The 16346-nt window shown below is 36.0% G+C and carries 16 protein-coding genes and 1 other annotated feature; of the genes, 3 read left to right on the plus strand and 13 right to left on the minus strand.

The window, feature by feature from the left end; genetic code table 11:
• Positions 1-65 precede the first annotated feature (65 nt).
• Positions 66-293: a binding site (T-box leader), on the minus strand.
• A gap of 50 nt (positions 294-343) precedes the next feature.
• The 10 genes from gltX to ABE048_RS11580 all read right to left on the minus strand — a co-directional run bounded on the left by gltX (position 344) and on the right by ABE048_RS11580 (position 10909).
• Complete coding sequence (gene gltX / locus ABE048_RS11535) at positions 344-1804, minus strand: glutamate--tRNA ligase (protein WP_430311419.1); 1461 nt, start codon at positions 1802-1804, stop codon at positions 344-346.
• A gap of 77 nt (positions 1805-1881) precedes the next feature.
• Positions 1882-2358: a 2-C-methyl-D-erythritol 2,4-cyclodiphosphate synthase gene (ispF, locus tag ABE048_RS11540; protein ID WP_430311420.1), complete on the minus strand. Its 477-nt coding sequence runs from the start codon at positions 2356-2358 to the stop codon at positions 1882-1884.
• Between the two features lie 2 nt (positions 2359-2360).
• A complete protein-coding gene (gene ispD, locus ABE048_RS11545; protein ID WP_430311421.1) occupies positions 2361-3047 on the minus strand; it encodes a 2-C-methyl-D-erythritol 4-phosphate cytidylyltransferase in 687 nt (228 codons plus the stop codon).
• A 71-nt stretch (positions 3048-3118) separates the two neighbouring features.
• Entirely contained in the window at positions 3119-4213 is a 1095-nt protein-coding gene (locus tag ABE048_RS11550) for a PIN/TRAM domain-containing protein (RefSeq protein WP_430311422.1), read from the minus strand.
• A 130-nt stretch (positions 4214-4343) separates the two neighbouring features.
• Complete coding sequence (gene radA, locus ABE048_RS11555) at positions 4344-5720, minus strand: DNA repair protein RadA (RefSeq protein WP_430311423.1); 1377 nt, start codon at positions 5718-5720, stop codon at positions 4344-4346.
• Positions 5721-5840: 120 nt separating this feature from the next.
• Positions 5841-8279 (minus strand): ATP-dependent Clp protease ATP-binding subunit, encoded by a 2439-nt coding sequence (locus ABE048_RS11560; protein WP_430311424.1) that lies wholly within the window; start codon positions 8277-8279, stop codon positions 5841-5843.
• Positions 8280-8306: 27 nt separating this feature from the next.
• Complete coding sequence (locus ABE048_RS11565) at positions 8307-9386, minus strand: protein arginine kinase (RefSeq protein WP_430311425.1); 1080 nt, start codon at positions 9384-9386, stop codon at positions 8307-8309.
• Entirely contained in the window at positions 9376-9789 is a 414-nt protein-coding gene (locus ABE048_RS11570; RefSeq protein WP_430311426.1) for a UvrB/UvrC motif-containing protein, read from the minus strand. Before ABE048_RS11570 ends, ABE048_RS11565 begins: the two co-directional genes overlap by 11 nt.
• 166 nt (positions 9790-9955) lie before the next feature.
• Entirely contained in the window at positions 9956-10426 is a 471-nt protein-coding gene (locus ABE048_RS11575) for a CtsR family transcriptional regulator (protein WP_430311427.1), read from the minus strand.
• 165 nt (positions 10427-10591) lie between these two features.
• Entirely contained in the window at positions 10592-10909 is a 318-nt protein-coding gene (locus tag ABE048_RS11580; RefSeq protein WP_430311428.1) for a DUF4870 domain-containing protein, read from the minus strand.
• Positions 10910-11089: 180 nt separating this feature from the next.
• Here ABE048_RS11580 and ABE048_RS11585 point away from each other — a divergent pair, with 180 nt between their 5' ends.
• Both ABE048_RS11585 and corA read left to right on the plus strand, forming a co-directional pair.
• Complete coding sequence (locus ABE048_RS11585; protein WP_430311429.1) at positions 11090-11332, plus strand: hypothetical protein; 243 nt, start codon at positions 11090-11092, stop codon at positions 11330-11332.
• Positions 11333-11529: 197 nt separating this feature from the next.
• Positions 11530-12492: a magnesium/cobalt transporter CorA gene (gene corA, locus ABE048_RS11590; protein WP_430311430.1), complete on the plus strand. Its 963-nt coding sequence runs from the start codon at positions 11530-11532 to the stop codon at positions 12490-12492.
• A gap of 75 nt (positions 12493-12567) precedes the next feature.
• On the opposite strand, the gene ABE048_RS11595 is transcribed toward corA, so the two are convergent.
• Positions 12568-12759 carry a hypothetical protein gene (locus ABE048_RS11595; RefSeq protein WP_430311431.1) on the minus strand — a complete coding sequence of 64 codons (192 nt, stop codon included), beginning with the start codon at positions 12757-12759 and terminating at the stop codon, positions 12568-12570.
• Positions 12760-13069: 310 nt separating this feature from the next.
• On the opposite strand from ABE048_RS11595, the gene ABE048_RS11600 reads away from it, so the two are divergent.
• Positions 13070-14380 carry a protoglobin domain-containing protein gene (locus ABE048_RS11600; protein ID WP_430311432.1) on the plus strand — a complete coding sequence of 437 codons (1311 nt, stop codon included), beginning with the start codon at positions 13070-13072 and terminating at the stop codon, positions 14378-14380.
• Between the two features lie 101 nt (positions 14381-14481).
• Here the strand turns inward: ABE048_RS11600 and ABE048_RS11605 are convergent, their stop codons facing one another.
• Together ABE048_RS11605 and ABE048_RS11610 are read right to left on the minus strand one after the other, a co-directional pair.
• Complete coding sequence (locus ABE048_RS11605; protein ID WP_430311433.1) at positions 14482-15429, minus strand: hypothetical protein; 948 nt, start codon at positions 15427-15429, stop codon at positions 14482-14484.
• A gap of 337 nt (positions 15430-15766) precedes the next feature.
• Positions 15767-16261 (minus strand): acyl-CoA thioesterase, encoded by a 495-nt coding sequence (locus tag ABE048_RS11610; protein WP_430311434.1) that lies wholly within the window; start codon positions 16259-16261, stop codon positions 15767-15769.
• Positions 16262-16346 lie beyond the last annotated feature (85 nt).

Raw genomic sequence — 16346 nt, forward strand, 5'->3', positions numbered from 1 at the left:
ATAAAATCTATCTAGCTACAGACGCTAGCTGTTAAATAAAAAAGACGCCCCTGTCTTATTTAAAAGACAGAGACGCCGTGTGTGCGCGGTTCCACTCTGGTTGGAAGCATTACAAAATACTTCCCGCTTGAACGTCTTTAACGGTGACAAACCGACTAAGCCTACTAAAATAAGTTTCAACTTAGCACTCAGAGGTGCATTTCTGCTTTACATTGGCCCAGACCACTTTCAGCCGCTGATGGTCCTCTCTTTGAGAGCATGTGCCGCATACTTCTCCTCTTCAACGTTTTTTTCTCATTTGTAAGCTTTATTGTACAATGAAGTAGAAAAAAAGCAAACAAAATTATTTTACATATTTTTCAATGCGGTTAAGAACTGTTTCTTTACCCAGTAATACAAGTGCATCATTTAATTCTGGACCATGCATTTCACCTGTTGCAGCAACACGAATTGGCATGAAAAGGTTCTTACCTTTGTGACCTGTTTCTTTTTGTACTGCTTTAATGGCTTTTTTAACTTCTGCAGGTTCATATTCTTCTAATGCTTCAAGTTGCGCTTTAAATGCAGCCATAACTTCCGGTACTTGTTCACCCGCTAATACTTCTTTTTCTTCATCATTATATGCAAGTTCTTCTGTGAAGAACATACTAGATAATTCAACAATTTCAGAACCGAAGCTCATTTGTTCATGATATAGACCAATTAGTTTTGAAGCCCATTCATGTTGTTCTTCAGTTAATTCTTGAGGAAGTAAGCCTTCTTTTTGTAAGAATGGAAGAGAAAGAGCAACTACTTCTTCATGAGATAATTTTTTCATGTATTGATTGTTCATCCATTTTAATTTGTTTGTATCATACATAGATGGAGATTTAGAAAGACGTTTTTCATCGAACTGAGCAATTAACTCGTCCATTGAGAAAATTTCTTCTTCACCTTCTGGAGACCAACCAAGCAATGCTAAGAAGTTTAACATAGCTTCTGGTAAATAACCAAGGTCTTTGTATTGCGAGATGAATTGGATGATTGATTCATCACGTTTTGAAAGCTTTTTGTGGTTTTCGTTTACAATTAATGTCATGTGACCGAAGCTTGGCGCTTCCCAGCCAAATGCACGGTAAACCATTAATTGTTTTGGCGTGTTTGATAAGTGTTCTTCACCGCGGAATACATGAGTCATTTCCATCATGCGGTCATCTAATACTACCGCGAAGTTATAAGTTGGGATACCGTTTGCTTTTATGATTACCCAATCACCAACGTCTTTTGATTCGAATGTTACTTCACCACGAATTAAGTCATCGAATGTGTACGTTTCGTTTTCTGGTACTTTGAAACGAATTGTGTAAGGCATACCAGCTGCCTCTTTATCTGCTACTTGTTCAGCAGATAAGTGACGACAAGCACCGTTGTACATTGGTGCCGCAACACCATTTGCACGTTGAGCTTCACGTTCAGCTTCTAATTCTTCTGAAGTACAGAAGCATTTGTATGCCATACCCATATCGATTAATTTTTGAGCATATTCTTTATAGATATCTAAGCGTTCCATTTGGCGATAAGGAGCAAAAGGACCGCCGATTACTGGTGATTCTACTGGGTGGATACCTAACCAAGCTAGGTTTTCGATTTGTGATGCTTCGCCACCCTCAATGTTACGAGCTACGTCTGTATCTTCAATACGAAGAATGAAATCTCCGTCATAATGTTTTGCATATAAATAATTGAATAGTGCTGTACGTGCGCCACCAATGTGTAAATGTCCAGTTGGGCTTGGTGCATAACGAACACGAACTTTGTTAGTCATGATTAAATCCTCCTATTTGTCGTTCAAAAATTCAACTTTGTTCATTTTACCACTGCAAGTATAAAAATTAAAGGAAGTCAATTTTTTATAAGTAAAATTGTTGCCATTGCAGCAATTCCTTCTTCACGTCCAGTAAAACCGAGCTTTTCAGTAGTTGTTGCTTTGACATTAACTTGAGATGGATCTGCATGCAAAAGTTCTGCAATGTGATTACGCATTTGTTCAATATACGGTGCCATTTTTGGACGTTGTGCCATAATTGTACAATCCACATTCCCTAAAGAATAGCCTTTTTCTTCTACGATTTTCCAAATATACGCTAGTAATTTTGAAGAATCTGCATCCTTAAAAGCTGGATCAGTATCAGGAAAATGATGACCAATATCTCCTTCTCCAATCGCACCAAGTGCTGCATCTGTTACTGTATGTAACAAAACATCGGCATCTGAATGGCCTATCAATCCTTTATCATGAGGAATCGTAATCCCTCCAATTATTAATGGACGTCCTTCAGCAAATGCATGTACATCAAAACCTTGTCCTACTCGAAACATAGTTATCCTCCTATACGTTGACTTAGAATGGCTTCACCAAAAACTAAGTCCTCTTTAGTAGTTATTTTAACGTTTTCGTAACTACTTTCAACAATATATACAGATTGTCCTAAACGTTCAACGAGCATCGCTTCATCAGTGCCTAAGAAATTTTCTTCTTCTGCCTGCTGTTCTGCACGTTTTAACACTTGAAAATCAAATGCTTGAGGTGTTTGAATCATCCAAAGACTTGAACGGTCCACTGTTTCTTCAATAACACCATCTTTTACTCTTTTCATCGTATCCTTAGCCCGTACGCCTGCAATTGCCGCACCCTTGGTATGAGCAGCTTCTACCAATTTATGAATAATCGGAATTGTAATAAAAGGGCGTGCTGCATCATGTACTAAAACAATGTTGCCATCTACCACTTTTTTCACACAGGCGTTTACACTGTATTGACGTTCTGAGCCACCATCAGGTAGTCCTTTTACTTTTGTAATATGAAATTGCGCTAAAAGTGTTTCAATATACGAACGCTCTTCAGGTTTTACAGCCAACCAAATCCCCTTACATGCTTCATCTTGCTGAAAAACCTCTAATGTATGTATCAAAATTGGTTTTTGTCGTAACTCCAAAAATAATTTATTTTTCCCTGCCGCCATTCGTTTCCCACTACCTGCAGCTGGTAATATTACATCGTATTGCATTGAACCCTTTCACTTCCTTATCAATGAAAAGGACAAGGCAGCCATTCGCCCTGTCTCTTTCATATTTTATACTATGCTATTCTTCCATTTTGTTTTGGTTTGGCAAAAATCATACGACCAGCAGATGTTTGTAATACACTCGTTACGGTTACTACAATCGCTTGGCCAATATAAGATCTTCCTTCTTCTACAACAATCATTGTACCATCATCTAAATAAGCCACACCTTGGTTGTGTTCCTTACCGTCTTTGATCACAACAACATGCATCTCTTCACCCGGAATAACAACCGGCTTCACCGCATTTGCTAAATCGTTAATATTAAGCACTTTTACGTTGTGTAAATCACATACCTTATTTAAATTAAAATCATTTGTTAAAATTTGTCCACCCATTTTCTTTGCCAGGCGTACTAGTTTTAAATCAACTTCTTGTACATCATCAAAATCGACTTCTGTAATAAGCACATGTGAAGCTCTTTCATCTTGTAATTTTCTTAATATATCTAAGCCTCTGCGACCTCTTGTACGCTTTAACGTATCTGAAGAGTCTGCTATATGTTGCAATTCTGTTAATACGAATTGTGGAACAACCAAAATTCCTTCAACAAATCCAGTTTCAGAAATATCGGCAATACGTCCATCTATAATCACACTTGTATCTAAAAGCTTATACATTGAATCGGGAATCTCCGGTTCTTCTGCCGCCTTTTTCTTAGATCCACTATGTGATTTACCAGATGTGAAAACGTTAATTAATTCATCACGTTTTTTAAAACCTACTTGGAATCCAAGATACCCCAACACAATTGATAATAAAATCGGCAATATTGTTGTGACAATCGGAATCTTAATACTATCGATTGCAAAGCCAATTAAGTATGCAACAATTAATCCGATGATTAACCCTAAGGTGCCAAACAATAAATCTCCTACAGGTGCCTTTAATAGTTTTTCTTCCATCCATTTGATAAATTTCACAAAGTAATCTGATAGCAAAAATGAAAAACCAAATAATATTAAAGCACCAATTGCCACAGAAGTATACGGATTATTTAACCATGGGTTCGAGGATAAATGAATCAATTCGTATAATGGCGGTAAAATAAATAAACCCAATGTTCCTCCGATAAAAAGAAACGCAAATTGGATAACTCTCTTTAGCATTTGATGCACCTCCTTTAAGTAATTTCATTATACATAGATTCCCTTAAAAACGCCTTGAATAGTCACTGAATACAATCTAATTCATAAAAAAATTAGATTGACATCAATCGACAAGAAATCCGTTAATGTCTTACAATTCCTTAAAACTCAATTTTAATACTTGGTTCACTGTTTCTACACCAAGTACTTCAATGTCACTTGGATATTCCCAACCACCTAAATTAGAGGCTGGTATAATAGCACGTTTAAAGCCCAATTTTGCAGCTTCTTGCACACGTTGTTCAATACGAGAAACTCGGCGTATTTCGCCTGTTAGTCCTACTTCACCAACGTAACAATCCATTGGTTTTGCAGCAATATCTCTAAAACTAGAAACAATGCTAACTAATACTGCTAAATCAATCGCAGGTTCATCTAACTTCACTCCACCAGCAACTTTAATATAAGCATCTTGAGCTTGTAATAGCATTCCCATTCTTTTTTCTAATACAGCCATTAACAAGGATATACGATTTTGGTCAACACCAGTTGCCATTCGTTTTGGATAATTAAAGCTTGATGGTGTTACGAGCGATTGAATTTCTACTAGGATTGGCCTTGTTCCTTCCATTGAAGCAACAACCGTTGACCCTGGTGCACCTTGTGAACGCTCTTGCAGAAACAATTCAGATGGATTTAGTACTTCCTTTAAGCCATCCTGAAGCATTTCAAAAATGGCTATCTCATTGGTTGAACCAAACCGGTTTTTTTGACTACGTAAAATTCGATACGTATGGTGCCGTTCACCTTCAAAGTATAATACGGTATCTACCATATGTTCTAAAATACGTGGTCCAGCAATTTGCCCTTCCTTCGTTACATGTCCTACAAGAAATATGGCAATATTATTCGTCTTTGCTATTCTCATAAATTCTGCTGTACATTCACGAACTTGCGATACACTCCCTGGTGCACTTGTCACATTTGGGTGGTATACCGTTTGAATTGAATCCACAATAACAAACTTAGGCTTTACTTCATCAATTGTTTGATTTAAAAATTCTAAATTTGTTTCTGAGTAAATATAAAGTTCTGCTGATTTGACACCAAGTCGTTCAGCTCTTAGCTTTGTTTGACGAATAGATTCTTCTCCTGAAATATAAAGAACTCGGTGGCCTTTATTGGATAGCAACGCAGATACTTGTAGTAATAATGTAGATTTACCAATCCCCGGATCACCACCAATTAAAATGAGGGATCCTGGTACTACCCCACCTCCTAGGACGCGATTTAGCTCTTTTAGTTCCGTCTCTATTCTTGGTGCCTCTTCTGATTCTACAGAAATAATAGGTGTTGCTTTTTGTGAAACACTTGATGAATGTTGGAATGCACCTTTTGGCCCTTTTGAAACTACTTCCACTTCTTCAACCATCGTATTCCATTCACCACAACCTGGACATCTGCCTAACCACTTTGGTGATTCGTAGCCACATGAATTACAAAAGAATTTTGTTTTCTTTTTAACCATATTTCTCCCCACTATCATGTATTTCTCTTTTTCTTATATTATAAAACAAGGCATTCCAAATTTCGCATTTGGAATGCCCTATTTACGGCGAATATTGCCTATTTTGTCATAATGCATTCATTATTTTGTTACTAATTCTTTTACTTCCACAATGAATTGGTCATCTTTAACATCAAAAACCACTCGTTGTCCTGTTAAAACAGTACCTTTTAAAATTTCTTCAGAAAGGCGATCTTCCACATGTTTTTGGATAGCGCGGCGCAATGGACGAGCACCGTATTGTGGATCGTACCCTTCCTTCGCAATTTTTTCGATTGCAGCTGGCGTTAACTCAAGTGTTATATTTTGTTCTTCTAGACGTTTTGTTAGTGTTTTCGCCATTAGCACAACAATTTGATTTAGCTCTTCTTTTTCTAAAGAGTGGAACACAATCATTTCATCGATACGGTTTAAGAACTCAGGTCGGAATGCTTTTTTCAATTCTTCCATCATAACGTTTTTCGCATGCTCTTGATTTTGAGTTGCGCTTTGTGCACCGAATCCAAGAGATTTACGGTATTTTAATGCTTCAGCGCCAATATTAGACGTCATAATGACCACAGTATTACGGAAGTCAACTACACGACCTTTAGAGTCTGTCAAACGACCATCATCAAGTACTTGTAGAAGAATATTAAATACATCTGGGTGTGCTTTTTCAATTTCATCAAGCAAGATGACTGAATATGGTTTGCGACGAACTTTTTCTGTTAGTTGGCCACCCTCATCAAAACCGACATATCCTGGAGGTGAACCTACAAGACGTGAAGTCGAGTGTTTTTCCATGTATTCAGACATATCAACTCGAATCATCGCGTCTTCATCACCAAACATTACTTCTGCTAATGCACGTGCAAGCTCTGTTTTCCCAACACCTGTTGGGCCTAAGAAGATAAATGAACCAATTGGACGCTTTGGATCTTTTAATCCAGCACGTGCTCGACGAATAGCTCTAGAAATAGCTTCGACTGCTTCACCTTGACCAACTACGCGTTTGTGTAACTCTTCTTCAAGTTTGAGTAATTTCTCAGATTCCTCTTGTGCTAGTTTTGCAACAGGTACTCCTGTCCACATCGATACGACTTCAGCAATATCATTTACAGTTACTTTTGATTCTGCTTTACCTTGTTCTTCTTTCCATTCTTTTTTTGTCGAATTCAATTTATCTTTTAGTTTTTGTTCTGTATCACGTAAAGATGCAGCTTTTTCAAATTCTTGTGATTGTACTGCAGCCATTTTCTCAGAATGTAAGGAATCAAGTTGTTGTTCTAATTCTTTCAAATCTGGTGGTGTTGTAAATGAGCGTAAACGTACTTTTGAACCTGCTTCATCAATCAGGTCGATTGCTTTATCTGGCAAAAAGCGGTCTGAAATATAACGATCTGACATTTTTGCAGCGGCATCAATCGCTGCATCAGTAATTTTCACACGATGATGCGCTTCATAACGATCTCGTAACCCTTTAATAATTTGAATTGCTTCTTCTACAGAAGGTTCATCTACTTGAATTGGTTGGAAGCGGCGTTCAAGGGCTGCATCCTTTTCAATATATTTGCGGTACTCATCAAGTGTTGTTGCACCGATACATTGTAATTCACCACGAGCAAGGGATGGTTTTAAAATATTAGATGCATCAATTGCACCTTCAGCACCACCTGCACCAATTAATGTGTGTAATTCATCAATGAATAAGATGACATTACCTGCTTGGCGAATTTCATCCATCACCTTTTTCAAGCGATCTTCAAACTCACCACGATATTTGGTACCAGCAACAACAGTACCCATATCTAACGTCATTACTCGTTTGTCACGCAATGTCTCAGGTACTTCATTGTTAACAATTTGTTGTGCAAGACCTTCAGCAATTGCCGTTTTACCAACACCTGGTTCACCAATTAAAACTGGGTTATTTTTTGTACGTCTAGATAGTACTTCAATTACACGTGTTATTTCTTTGCTTCGACCAATAACAGGATCTAAGCTTCCTTCTCTCGCAATTTGAGTAAGGTCACGTGCTAAGCTATCTAAAGTTGGTGTATTCGCTGCTGGAGCAGTATTATTATTTGCCTGTGGATGATCATTGCTACCTAAGAGTTGTAACACTTGTTGACGGGCTTTGTTTAGACTTACTCCTGCATTATTTAATACTCGAGCTGCGACGCCTTCACCCTCTCGGATTAACGCTAATAGTAAGTGTTCTGTGCCAATGTAGGAATGGCCTAATTTACGAGATTCATCAACCGATAATTCGATTACCTTTTTAGCACGGGGTGTGTAATGTACAATTGGACCAACATTTTTTGTACCCATACCAACTAATTCTTCAATACCCTCTTCAATCATTTCAGAACTTACATCTATTGCTTCAAGGGCTTTTGCAGCAATTCCTCCTCCCTCACGAATCAATCCTAACAATATATGTTCGGTACCAATTGCTTCGTGCTTCATGCGAATTGCCTCTTCTTGCGCAAGTTGTAAAACTTTTTGTGCGCGCTGTGTAAAACGATTGTACATCATGAATATCCTCCCCTTCATTACCGTTTACTATTGATTTGAATCTGTATTATTTAATTGCAGTTGTTCTCTAATTATTGATGCACGGTATACATCTCTTTCATTTGGTTGGAGCGTTGTACCTGCATGTTGTTGTAAAAAACCGGGTTGCATGATTAACATACATTCATTTAATATACGATCTGGAATAGGCGAGATGAAGCCCAAATCTATCCCTAATCGGACATTTGATAAACAATTTGCCGCTTCTTCGCTTGATAAAATTCTGGCATATTGCAAAACCCCTAAAGAGCGATTCAAGCGATCCGAAACAGCTATGGACGCGTGTTCTAATAATGCTCGTCGTGCACTGATTTCCTTTTGGATAATTTGTTCAGCTACACTTTGTAAATCTAAAATGATATCTTCTTCTGGTTTCCCTAGAGTAATTTGATTTGAAATTTGATAATAATTACCTACAGCTTCAGTCCCTTCACCATAAATACCTCGCACAACCATGCCTAATCGTGCCATTGTATTAATAAGCGATCCCATTTGATTGGTTACTGTTAAAGCAGGCAAATGCATCATGACAGATGCTCTAAGACCGGTACCAGTATTGGTTGGACAACTTGTTAAGTAGCCAAACGAATCATCAAAGGCATACGGTAATTTCCTTTCTAATAAGCGATCCACTTCATCTGCCAAATGATAAGCTTTATCTAGCTGCAAGCCTGGTTGTAGGCATTGAATTCGGATATGATCCTCTTCATTTACCATAATACTAATTGTTTCGTCTTCTGATACTAAGATTGAGCCAGATTTTGATTTATTTGCTAATTGAGGGCTAATTAAATGCTTCTCCACTAACACTTGACGTTGCAATGCTGGCATATCTTGAAGTGAGAAATAAGAGAATGGAATATCAAACTTCTTATCTCCATCAATTAGGGCATTCGAAACCATTTTATCTATCTGTAAAGCCTCTTCATCTGAAAAGGCTCTAGGGAAACGAAAATCCGTTAAATTTCTTGCTAATCGAATACGTGTACTCATAATGATATCGCCGTAATCAATATCACCACGCATCCAAAGAGGCGGTTTACTTTTTAGAAAGTGATCAATGTTCATCCCTTTCCTCACCTCCCATTTGTAGCTTTTGTTCTAATAGTCGAACTTGGTCACGAATGTTAGCTGCATCTTCAAAACGCTCTTCTTCAACAGCCACTTTCATATCTTGCCGTAATGCTTCAATTTGTCGTTTCGTTTGATAACTTTCATTTATAGAACCTGGAACTTTCCCTATATGTTCTGTTGCGCCATTATGCAGGCGCTTTAACACTTGTGGTAGTTGCTCCTTGAACGTTTCGTAACAAGTTGGGCAATTAAATTTACCCTCTTCTAGAAACTTTCTATATGTCATACCACATTGCGGACAACTTTCATTTTGTACTATAGTTTGCTTGTTATTAATTGGAACTGATTGCACAGACCAACTCGGTGTTCCAAACCAATTTGAAAATAATTTTTGCATTGCATTTGGACTTTCATCTGAATCGAGGTTCAAGTGAAAGTGATCTAGTTGTTTATTGCATACATCACAAAAATGTCTGGTGACCTTTTTGCCATTTTTCATCTGTGTGACTGTGATAGTGGCGGGTCGCTGTTTACAATTTTCACAAATCATCTCTTGCACCTCTTTACGTTTGCTTATGATACTTAAATGCTAATAACATAGCATGCAAAATTCGTGCGCGTAATTCATCTCGCGCAGGCAAATTAATGCACAGCACTGAACGGTCAAGAGCCGCAATCATCATCTTCGCTTCCCTGCGAGTAATTACATCCTCATCAATTAATCGGAAAATATAGTCTTGCGCCATCGTTTGTGAAATAGAATTGCCAACCTGTTGCAAAATTTCATCAATCAACTCTGCTTCAGAACTAGCTTTTATGCGTAATATTCGAATATAACCGCCTCCACCACGTTTACTTTCAACTAAATATCCACGTTCAGCAGTAAATCTCGTATTAATTACATAATTTATTTGTGAAGGTACACATTGAAATTTATCTGCAATCTCGCTACGTTTAATTTCAATATGTCCTTTACCACCTAATTCAATAACTTCTTTCAAATACCCTTCAATAATGTCAGAGATATTTCGCATTTTTAGCTTCCACCTCACTTGCATCACTGACTTTGACTATCTTTGACTATATTATAAATGGCTACATATCATGACGCAAATATTCTGCATTCTTTCTGTTAAATTAATTACCATAAGAAAACAAAAAGCATACTGTTAAATGCAGTATGCTCAGTTATTAACGTATTATATCCATTTACCGACAATCGGATATTCCCATGCCTCATCTTGCAATACTTTAACAATGCCGATAATCGGTACAATAATCACCATAAGTCCAAATATAATCATCATCGGGATTCCTATAATAGCTAAAATAATTGTAATGCTCAAAATCCCTCCAATAGTTATTAATAACCACATAATAAATTGGAATAATAACGCTTGAATGGATAAACGTTTAATCCCCTCATCTTTTATTAAAATAAAGAAGAGAATTGGTACTAAACATGGAGCAAAAAATGCACTTGCATGTAAGATCACTCTCAGTCCCTTATCTTCCATATCTAATCACCTCACTTTCAATTTTTTAAAACCATTTTGTTATAGCTAATTTACGTTTCATCATGCGAATAGTTTCATACCGTACCAATTATTTTTGAGAAACGTTTTATTTTTCATTGGAACATTTCATCTTACTTTTGCGTTATTTCTAATATCACATAGTAAGGGGGATTTTCTCCTATGAAAAAGGCTTTTTGGTTAGTAGGAACAATTTTGCTCAGCTTACTCATTTTCATCGGCATGCCATACTGCTTATTAAAAAGCTCGTTAATGCATGATTGCAATGAACAAACAACAACTTGTACTAAGACAATCCAACATAAATTATCCCGTAATACGATAGAGCACTCTAACTTACGGGATTCCTATATAGAAAAAGTTTCAACAAGTAAATCTTATGAAAATTGGTTTGCCGATCATTAATAGGATATTGCAAAAGCTACTCTTAAGAGTGGCTTTTTTTATAAAAACTATGTTAATAAATATTGTTAACACTTTTATTCATTGTTGCAGATTACTTAAAAATGAACATGTAAGTATGAATCATGTATAAAATTCATGGTAACCTTGCCCTTTTTGTGAGAGGATAGGAGTAACAACAGTTGAAATGAGGAGTATCTATGATTCGAACACTTGGAGTGACAACTGACCAACAACTTCTAATGGACTTTCCTTTAGAAGAAATTAAACAAGGAAAATTTGAATGGTATTGGGTAGATTTCGAAAAACCTAGCTCTTCAGAAGATGTTCTATTAGATCAATTCTTCCATTTCCACCCATTAGCCATTGAAGATTGCTTAATGAGATTACAACGTCCAAAACTAGATTATTATGATGATTATCATTTCCTTGTTGCACATAAGATTAATGAGGAGACGTTTGAAGCTGAAGAAGTAAACTTGTTCGTATCACCTAGTTTCGTTGTTACTTACCATAAATCATCCGTTCCAGAATTTGACGTTGTCCGAAAACGAATGATGAATCGTCCACAGTCATGGGAACGCGGAACACTTTTCGTGATGTATCAGGCAATAGATAAAATTGTCGATAGTTATTTTCCAATGGTCTACAATATCGAAGACCATTTAAATGAAATTGAGGACCAATTGAATTATCAAAATAGCACGAAGTCTATGCGCTACGTATTTGACCTAAGAAGCGATTTACTTCATATACGACGAACTATTTTACCGATGCGTGATTTACTTTATCGAATTTTAAATTCTTATCGCTTCCATCTAGATGAACAGGAACGTGCATATTTCGGCGATATTCATGACCATTTAGTCAAGTTAACAGAAATGGTTGAATCTAATCGTGAACTAACCGCAGATATGCGAGATAGTCACATGTCTATGAACGCTAGCCGCATGAATGGTATTATGATGATTTTGACGATTATTTCCTCAATATTCATTCCTTTAACTTTTATTGCCGGTGTTTATGGCATGAATTTTAAAAATATGCCGGAACTTGAATGGCATTATGGCTATTTCATCATCCTATTTGTCATGTTAGTCATTGCCGGTTCAATGCTCGCTTGGTTCAAATATAAAGGTTGGTTCAACTTATTTAAACCCTAAAAAACGCACCTCCAATTGTTAAGCTTCATAAACAATTCGAGATGCGTTTTTTATAGGAAACTTTGTTTTGACGAACTACTTTTCTTTATCTTTTAAGCCAAACAAAATAAATGACAAAATATATGTTATAACTGTTGCACCCACTGCAATCATGATCCGATGATTTATTGGTACTGCAGTATAATTAGAATTTAGCAACATCATAGAAGACACTGCAACAACTACTGCTAGTGGTAGGGCAAATTTCATACCTCTCTGTTTATCCATTTTCCATTCATCCTTTTCTTCATAACATTTATTAATTGTAGCATGCTCACATCTTTACGTAACTTAAAAACCCTATCAATTTGTATTCTTATTGGAAATACGAAGTAATTCATAACCATTTTTCTGAATAAATCGTTTATCTATATAGGTCTTTAAACATATAAAATAATTTACTTATGCCCAATAGTTAAACTTTAAATAAATCAAATTGCTCAGGGTAAAATTACACATTATTCTTTCATCTATTTTAAAAAATGATAGAATAGAAATAATAAAGATAATTGTCTAATAATAGAATGGAGAAATTAACGTGGCTCTTTGGTCTAGTAAACGCAGTGCAAAAAAGAATGAAAATTATTTCAATATCGACCAATATATCGGTCAAGTAACAATAGATTTATCAAAGCACCCCGAATTACAAAAACAAATTCAATTATTGCAATTGACAACAGAGGACTTAGCGATTATCAAACAATTGCAACCGATTACAAAGGATTTAACAGTAGAAATGGTTGATAAATTTTATGGAGTAATAAGCCAATCACCTGAACTACTACAAATTATAGATGAGTATTCCGCAATTGAACGATTGAAAGTTACTTTAACACGTCATATTAATGAGATTTTCAACTGTCAAATTAACGATGCATATGTTCAACAAAGAGTAAGAATCGCACATGTTCATGTGCACATTGGACTAAAATCCAAATGGTATATCAATTCTTTCCAATCTTTAACAACAACATTCTCTAATTTTATACAAGAGCTTGGATTATCTGGATGTGAAACTGCTTTAGCTATAAATGCTTTTTCGAAACTAATTAACTTAGAACAACAAATTGTCATTGAAGCCTATGAAAACAAACAAGAAGACCAACGTACACAAAATGAGCATTTTAAACATAAAGTTGTAATATCTGTTCAAAGTACAGCAGAGGAATTAAGTGCAATTAGCCAAGAAACAACAGCATCTATTCAGTCACTAGCAAGCCAAGCAGATGAAATTGCTCAGTCAACACAACAAGGCCTTTCATTTGTCACTGCTACGCAAGAAAAATCGGAAGGCGGAAAACAATTACTTGATACGCAAACAAAGCTAATGAGTGAAATGTCAAAAAGTGTAACATTACTTGATGAAACGATGAACCAATTACGTGTATCTTCTCATAAGATAAATGAAATCGTACATCTTGTAACTGACATTGCAGATCAAACAAATTTATTGGCTTTGAATGCTTCCATCGAAGCAGCTCGAGCTGGCGAACACGGCAAAGGTTTCGCAGTTGTTGCTGATGAAGTACGCAAACTTGCAGAAGAAACAAAAAGTGCAGTACAAAATGTATCACAGCTTATCCAAGATACAGAAAACAACATAGAGAATATGTCTGGTTCCGTTAAAAGTGTGGATACGCAAATTACAAAAGGCGTTAGCATGCAAGATGAGCTATCTAACTCATTCCATAAAATTGCAGAAGCAGTTGCTAGTATTAAAGAAACTAACGAAGACACAATGGAAGATATCACAACTATTTCTCAACTATTAAATGATTTAAGTGAAGGTGCTACACAAGTTTCTGCGTCTGCTGATCAATTAACCAATATTGCTAGTGATTTAGAATAAATCAAAAAGTAATATTCCAATCCCAATAATCTCAATTCCATTTTTGAATAAATGAAGTGACTGATTAAGATGTTGTACACCAACCTCAATCAGTCACTTTTTTAACCTAAAACTTTTGATAACTGATCCGATATTTCTTCTTCCTTGTGTTCGACTTCACTTTGCCTTTTTGCTAATAAACTCAAAATCCCCTCAACCTTGCTTATCATTTCTTCAACATGTTCTTGCGAAGATTGAATTCTAGAATGGATTGCTAATGCAGAGAAAATATCTTCAAAAAAGTAATCTGCAAATTTAGTGAAGCCTTCTCTTTCTACTATTAGCGGTTCTAAATTAATATCATTTACATCTACTAACTCTGTATGGAATCGTAGTAATGCTCTTTGTGCCTTATGAATAGCATCTTCTGCTTCATCTATCTCACTATGCTTCAATGCTGTTGCAATAAATCCCCCTCCAAATATCGTATCCCATGATGAATAGTTTTCTGCACTATCTAATTTTCTCAATGTAAACTTCAAGGCTCTTTTTGCCTCATCACCTGCTGATAACGCTTCGGCTATTTCCCTTTTCAAAATATGTAACTCATCTTGGTTTTGATATAAAGATTTTATTTCGGTACTTTCCGGTAAATTATTATCGAAAATCCACATCTTTTTCTGAGTAATTATAAGTTCCAATCGCTCATCTAGATTTTCCCATTTTGGATTTGCCGCCTCATCTTTAGTTTCCTCTAAATCCCGTTCTAATGTGGTAATCATCTTTTCAGACTCTCGCCACTTTGCCTCTGCAGCAGCCATTTCAGCAATTTCCTTTTGGCGAATCTCATCTTGCTTACCTGTTAATTTGCGAAAGATATTAAAAAAAGAAAAACGATCTAAAGCTTCAACATCTTTTGTTTCTTTACGAAGTTGTCGTTCAAGACGATCCTTTCTAAGCTGTTCATCAATCAATTGTACCTCAATAGCCTTTTGTCTTCTTAGCACGCGATCTCTTTTATGCTTTTCATATTTTAAACAAGATATTTCATTATCAAGTTCCTCAATCACGGATTACCCATCTCCTTAGAAAAAATCTCTAATTTATTTACGGAAGTTAGATAATAATAGTTTCATATTAATAATCTTTTATGGATACTATTGATATTTTTTCTCCAGTGTTTCTGCACTGAAAGCACATGATTCCTTTTCCTTTTTAATTTCAACAATCAAAATAAACAGCCCAATAATTAAAAACGCCAACTCCTTATAAAAAGAGCTGGCGTTTAGTTTTGTATAAGAAATTGTCAAAACCTAAGGCAAATTAAGAATTACTTGCGGTTACTCATCATAGTAAAAGGATTATGCCTCGAGTATATACCACAAAAAAGAATTCTATGAACTGAGATTACTCCAAATTAAAGAATTTATGAGGCATATCGCGTTTTTCTTTACGAAATTGTCGACGTTGCGGACCAGATTCGAATAATCTTTTTTCTTCTTTTGTTTCAGGAAAAACAGGCGCTACTTCCTGAGGTTTTCCATTTTCATCTACAGCTACCATCGTTACGAATGATTCAGTCGTTAATTTCTTTTCTCCCGTATGAATATCTCGCGATTGTACCACGATATAAAGTTCCATAGATGTTCTTCCTGTAGAACTTACGACTGCTTCAAGTTCTAAAACTTCCCCTGAATGTACAGGAGAATAAAAATCAACAGAATCGAATGAAGCTGTAACAGTTTGCACTTTGGCATGTTTCATCGACGTAATAGCAGCAATTTCGTCAATATAAGCTAAAACTTTACCACCAAATATTGTATTCATATGATTTGTATCCGGTGGTAATACTAATCTTGTTTGAATGGTTTTAGATTGGCTCATCGGAATTGGTTCAAGCATATTAACACTCCCTATAAAATATCTCTGTATCTATGCTAACCTTAAATCTGTATCAATTCAACAATTTTAAACTATTATACACAAT

The sequence above is a fragment of the Rummeliibacillus pycnus genome (assembly GCF_050459865.1).
Lineage (GTDB): Bacteria > Bacillota > Bacilli > Bacillales_A > Planococcaceae > Rummeliibacillus > Rummeliibacillus pycnus_B.

Bases quoted from the DNA above. Each gene is read 5' to 3' on its own strand.
- gltX (WP_430311419.1), bottom strand. From the start codon at position 1,804: ATGACTAACAAAGTTCGTGTTCGTTATGCACCAAGCCCAACTGGACAT.
- ispF (WP_430311420.1), bottom strand. From the start codon at position 2,358: ATGTTTCGAGTAGGACAAGGTTTTGATGTACATGCATTTGCTGAAGGA.
- ispD (WP_430311421.1), bottom strand. From the start codon at position 3,047: ATGCAATACGATGTAATATTACCAGCTGCAGGTAGTGGGAAACGAATG.
- ABE048_RS11550 (WP_430311422.1), bottom strand. From the start codon at position 4,213: ATGCTAAAGAGAGTTATCCAATTTGCGTTTCTTTTTATCGGAGGAACA.
- radA (WP_430311423.1), bottom strand. From the start codon at position 5,720: ATGGTTAAAAAGAAAACAAAATTCTTTTGTAATTCATGTGGCTACGAA.
- ABE048_RS11560 (WP_430311424.1), bottom strand. From the start codon at position 8,279: ATGATGTACAATCGTTTTACACAGCGCGCACAAAAAGTTTTACAACTT.
- ABE048_RS11565 (WP_430311425.1), bottom strand. From the start codon at position 9,386: ATGAACATTGATCACTTTCTAAAAAGTAAACCGCCTCTTTGGATGCGT.
- ABE048_RS11570 (WP_430311426.1), bottom strand. From the start codon at position 9,789: ATGCAAAAATTATTTTCAAATTGGTTTGGAACACCGAGTTGGTCTGTG.
- ABE048_RS11575 (WP_430311427.1), bottom strand. From the start codon at position 10,426: ATGCGAAATATCTCTGACATTATTGAAGGGTATTTGAAAGAAGTTATT.
- ABE048_RS11580 (WP_430311428.1), bottom strand. From the start codon at position 10,909: ATGGAAGATAAGGGACTGAGAGTGATCTTACATGCAAGTGCATTTTTT.
- ABE048_RS11585 (WP_430311429.1), top strand. From the start codon at position 11,090: ATGAAAAAGGCTTTTTGGTTAGTAGGAACAATTTTGCTCAGCTTACTC.
- corA (WP_430311430.1), top strand. From the start codon at position 11,530: ATGATTCGAACACTTGGAGTGACAACTGACCAACAACTTCTAATGGAC.
- ABE048_RS11595 (WP_430311431.1), bottom strand. From the start codon at position 12,759: ATGGATAAACAGAGAGGTATGAAATTTGCCCTACCACTAGCAGTAGTT.
- ABE048_RS11610 (WP_430311434.1), bottom strand. From the start codon at position 16,261: ATGCTTGAACCAATTCCGATGAGCCAATCTAAAACCATTCAAACAAGA.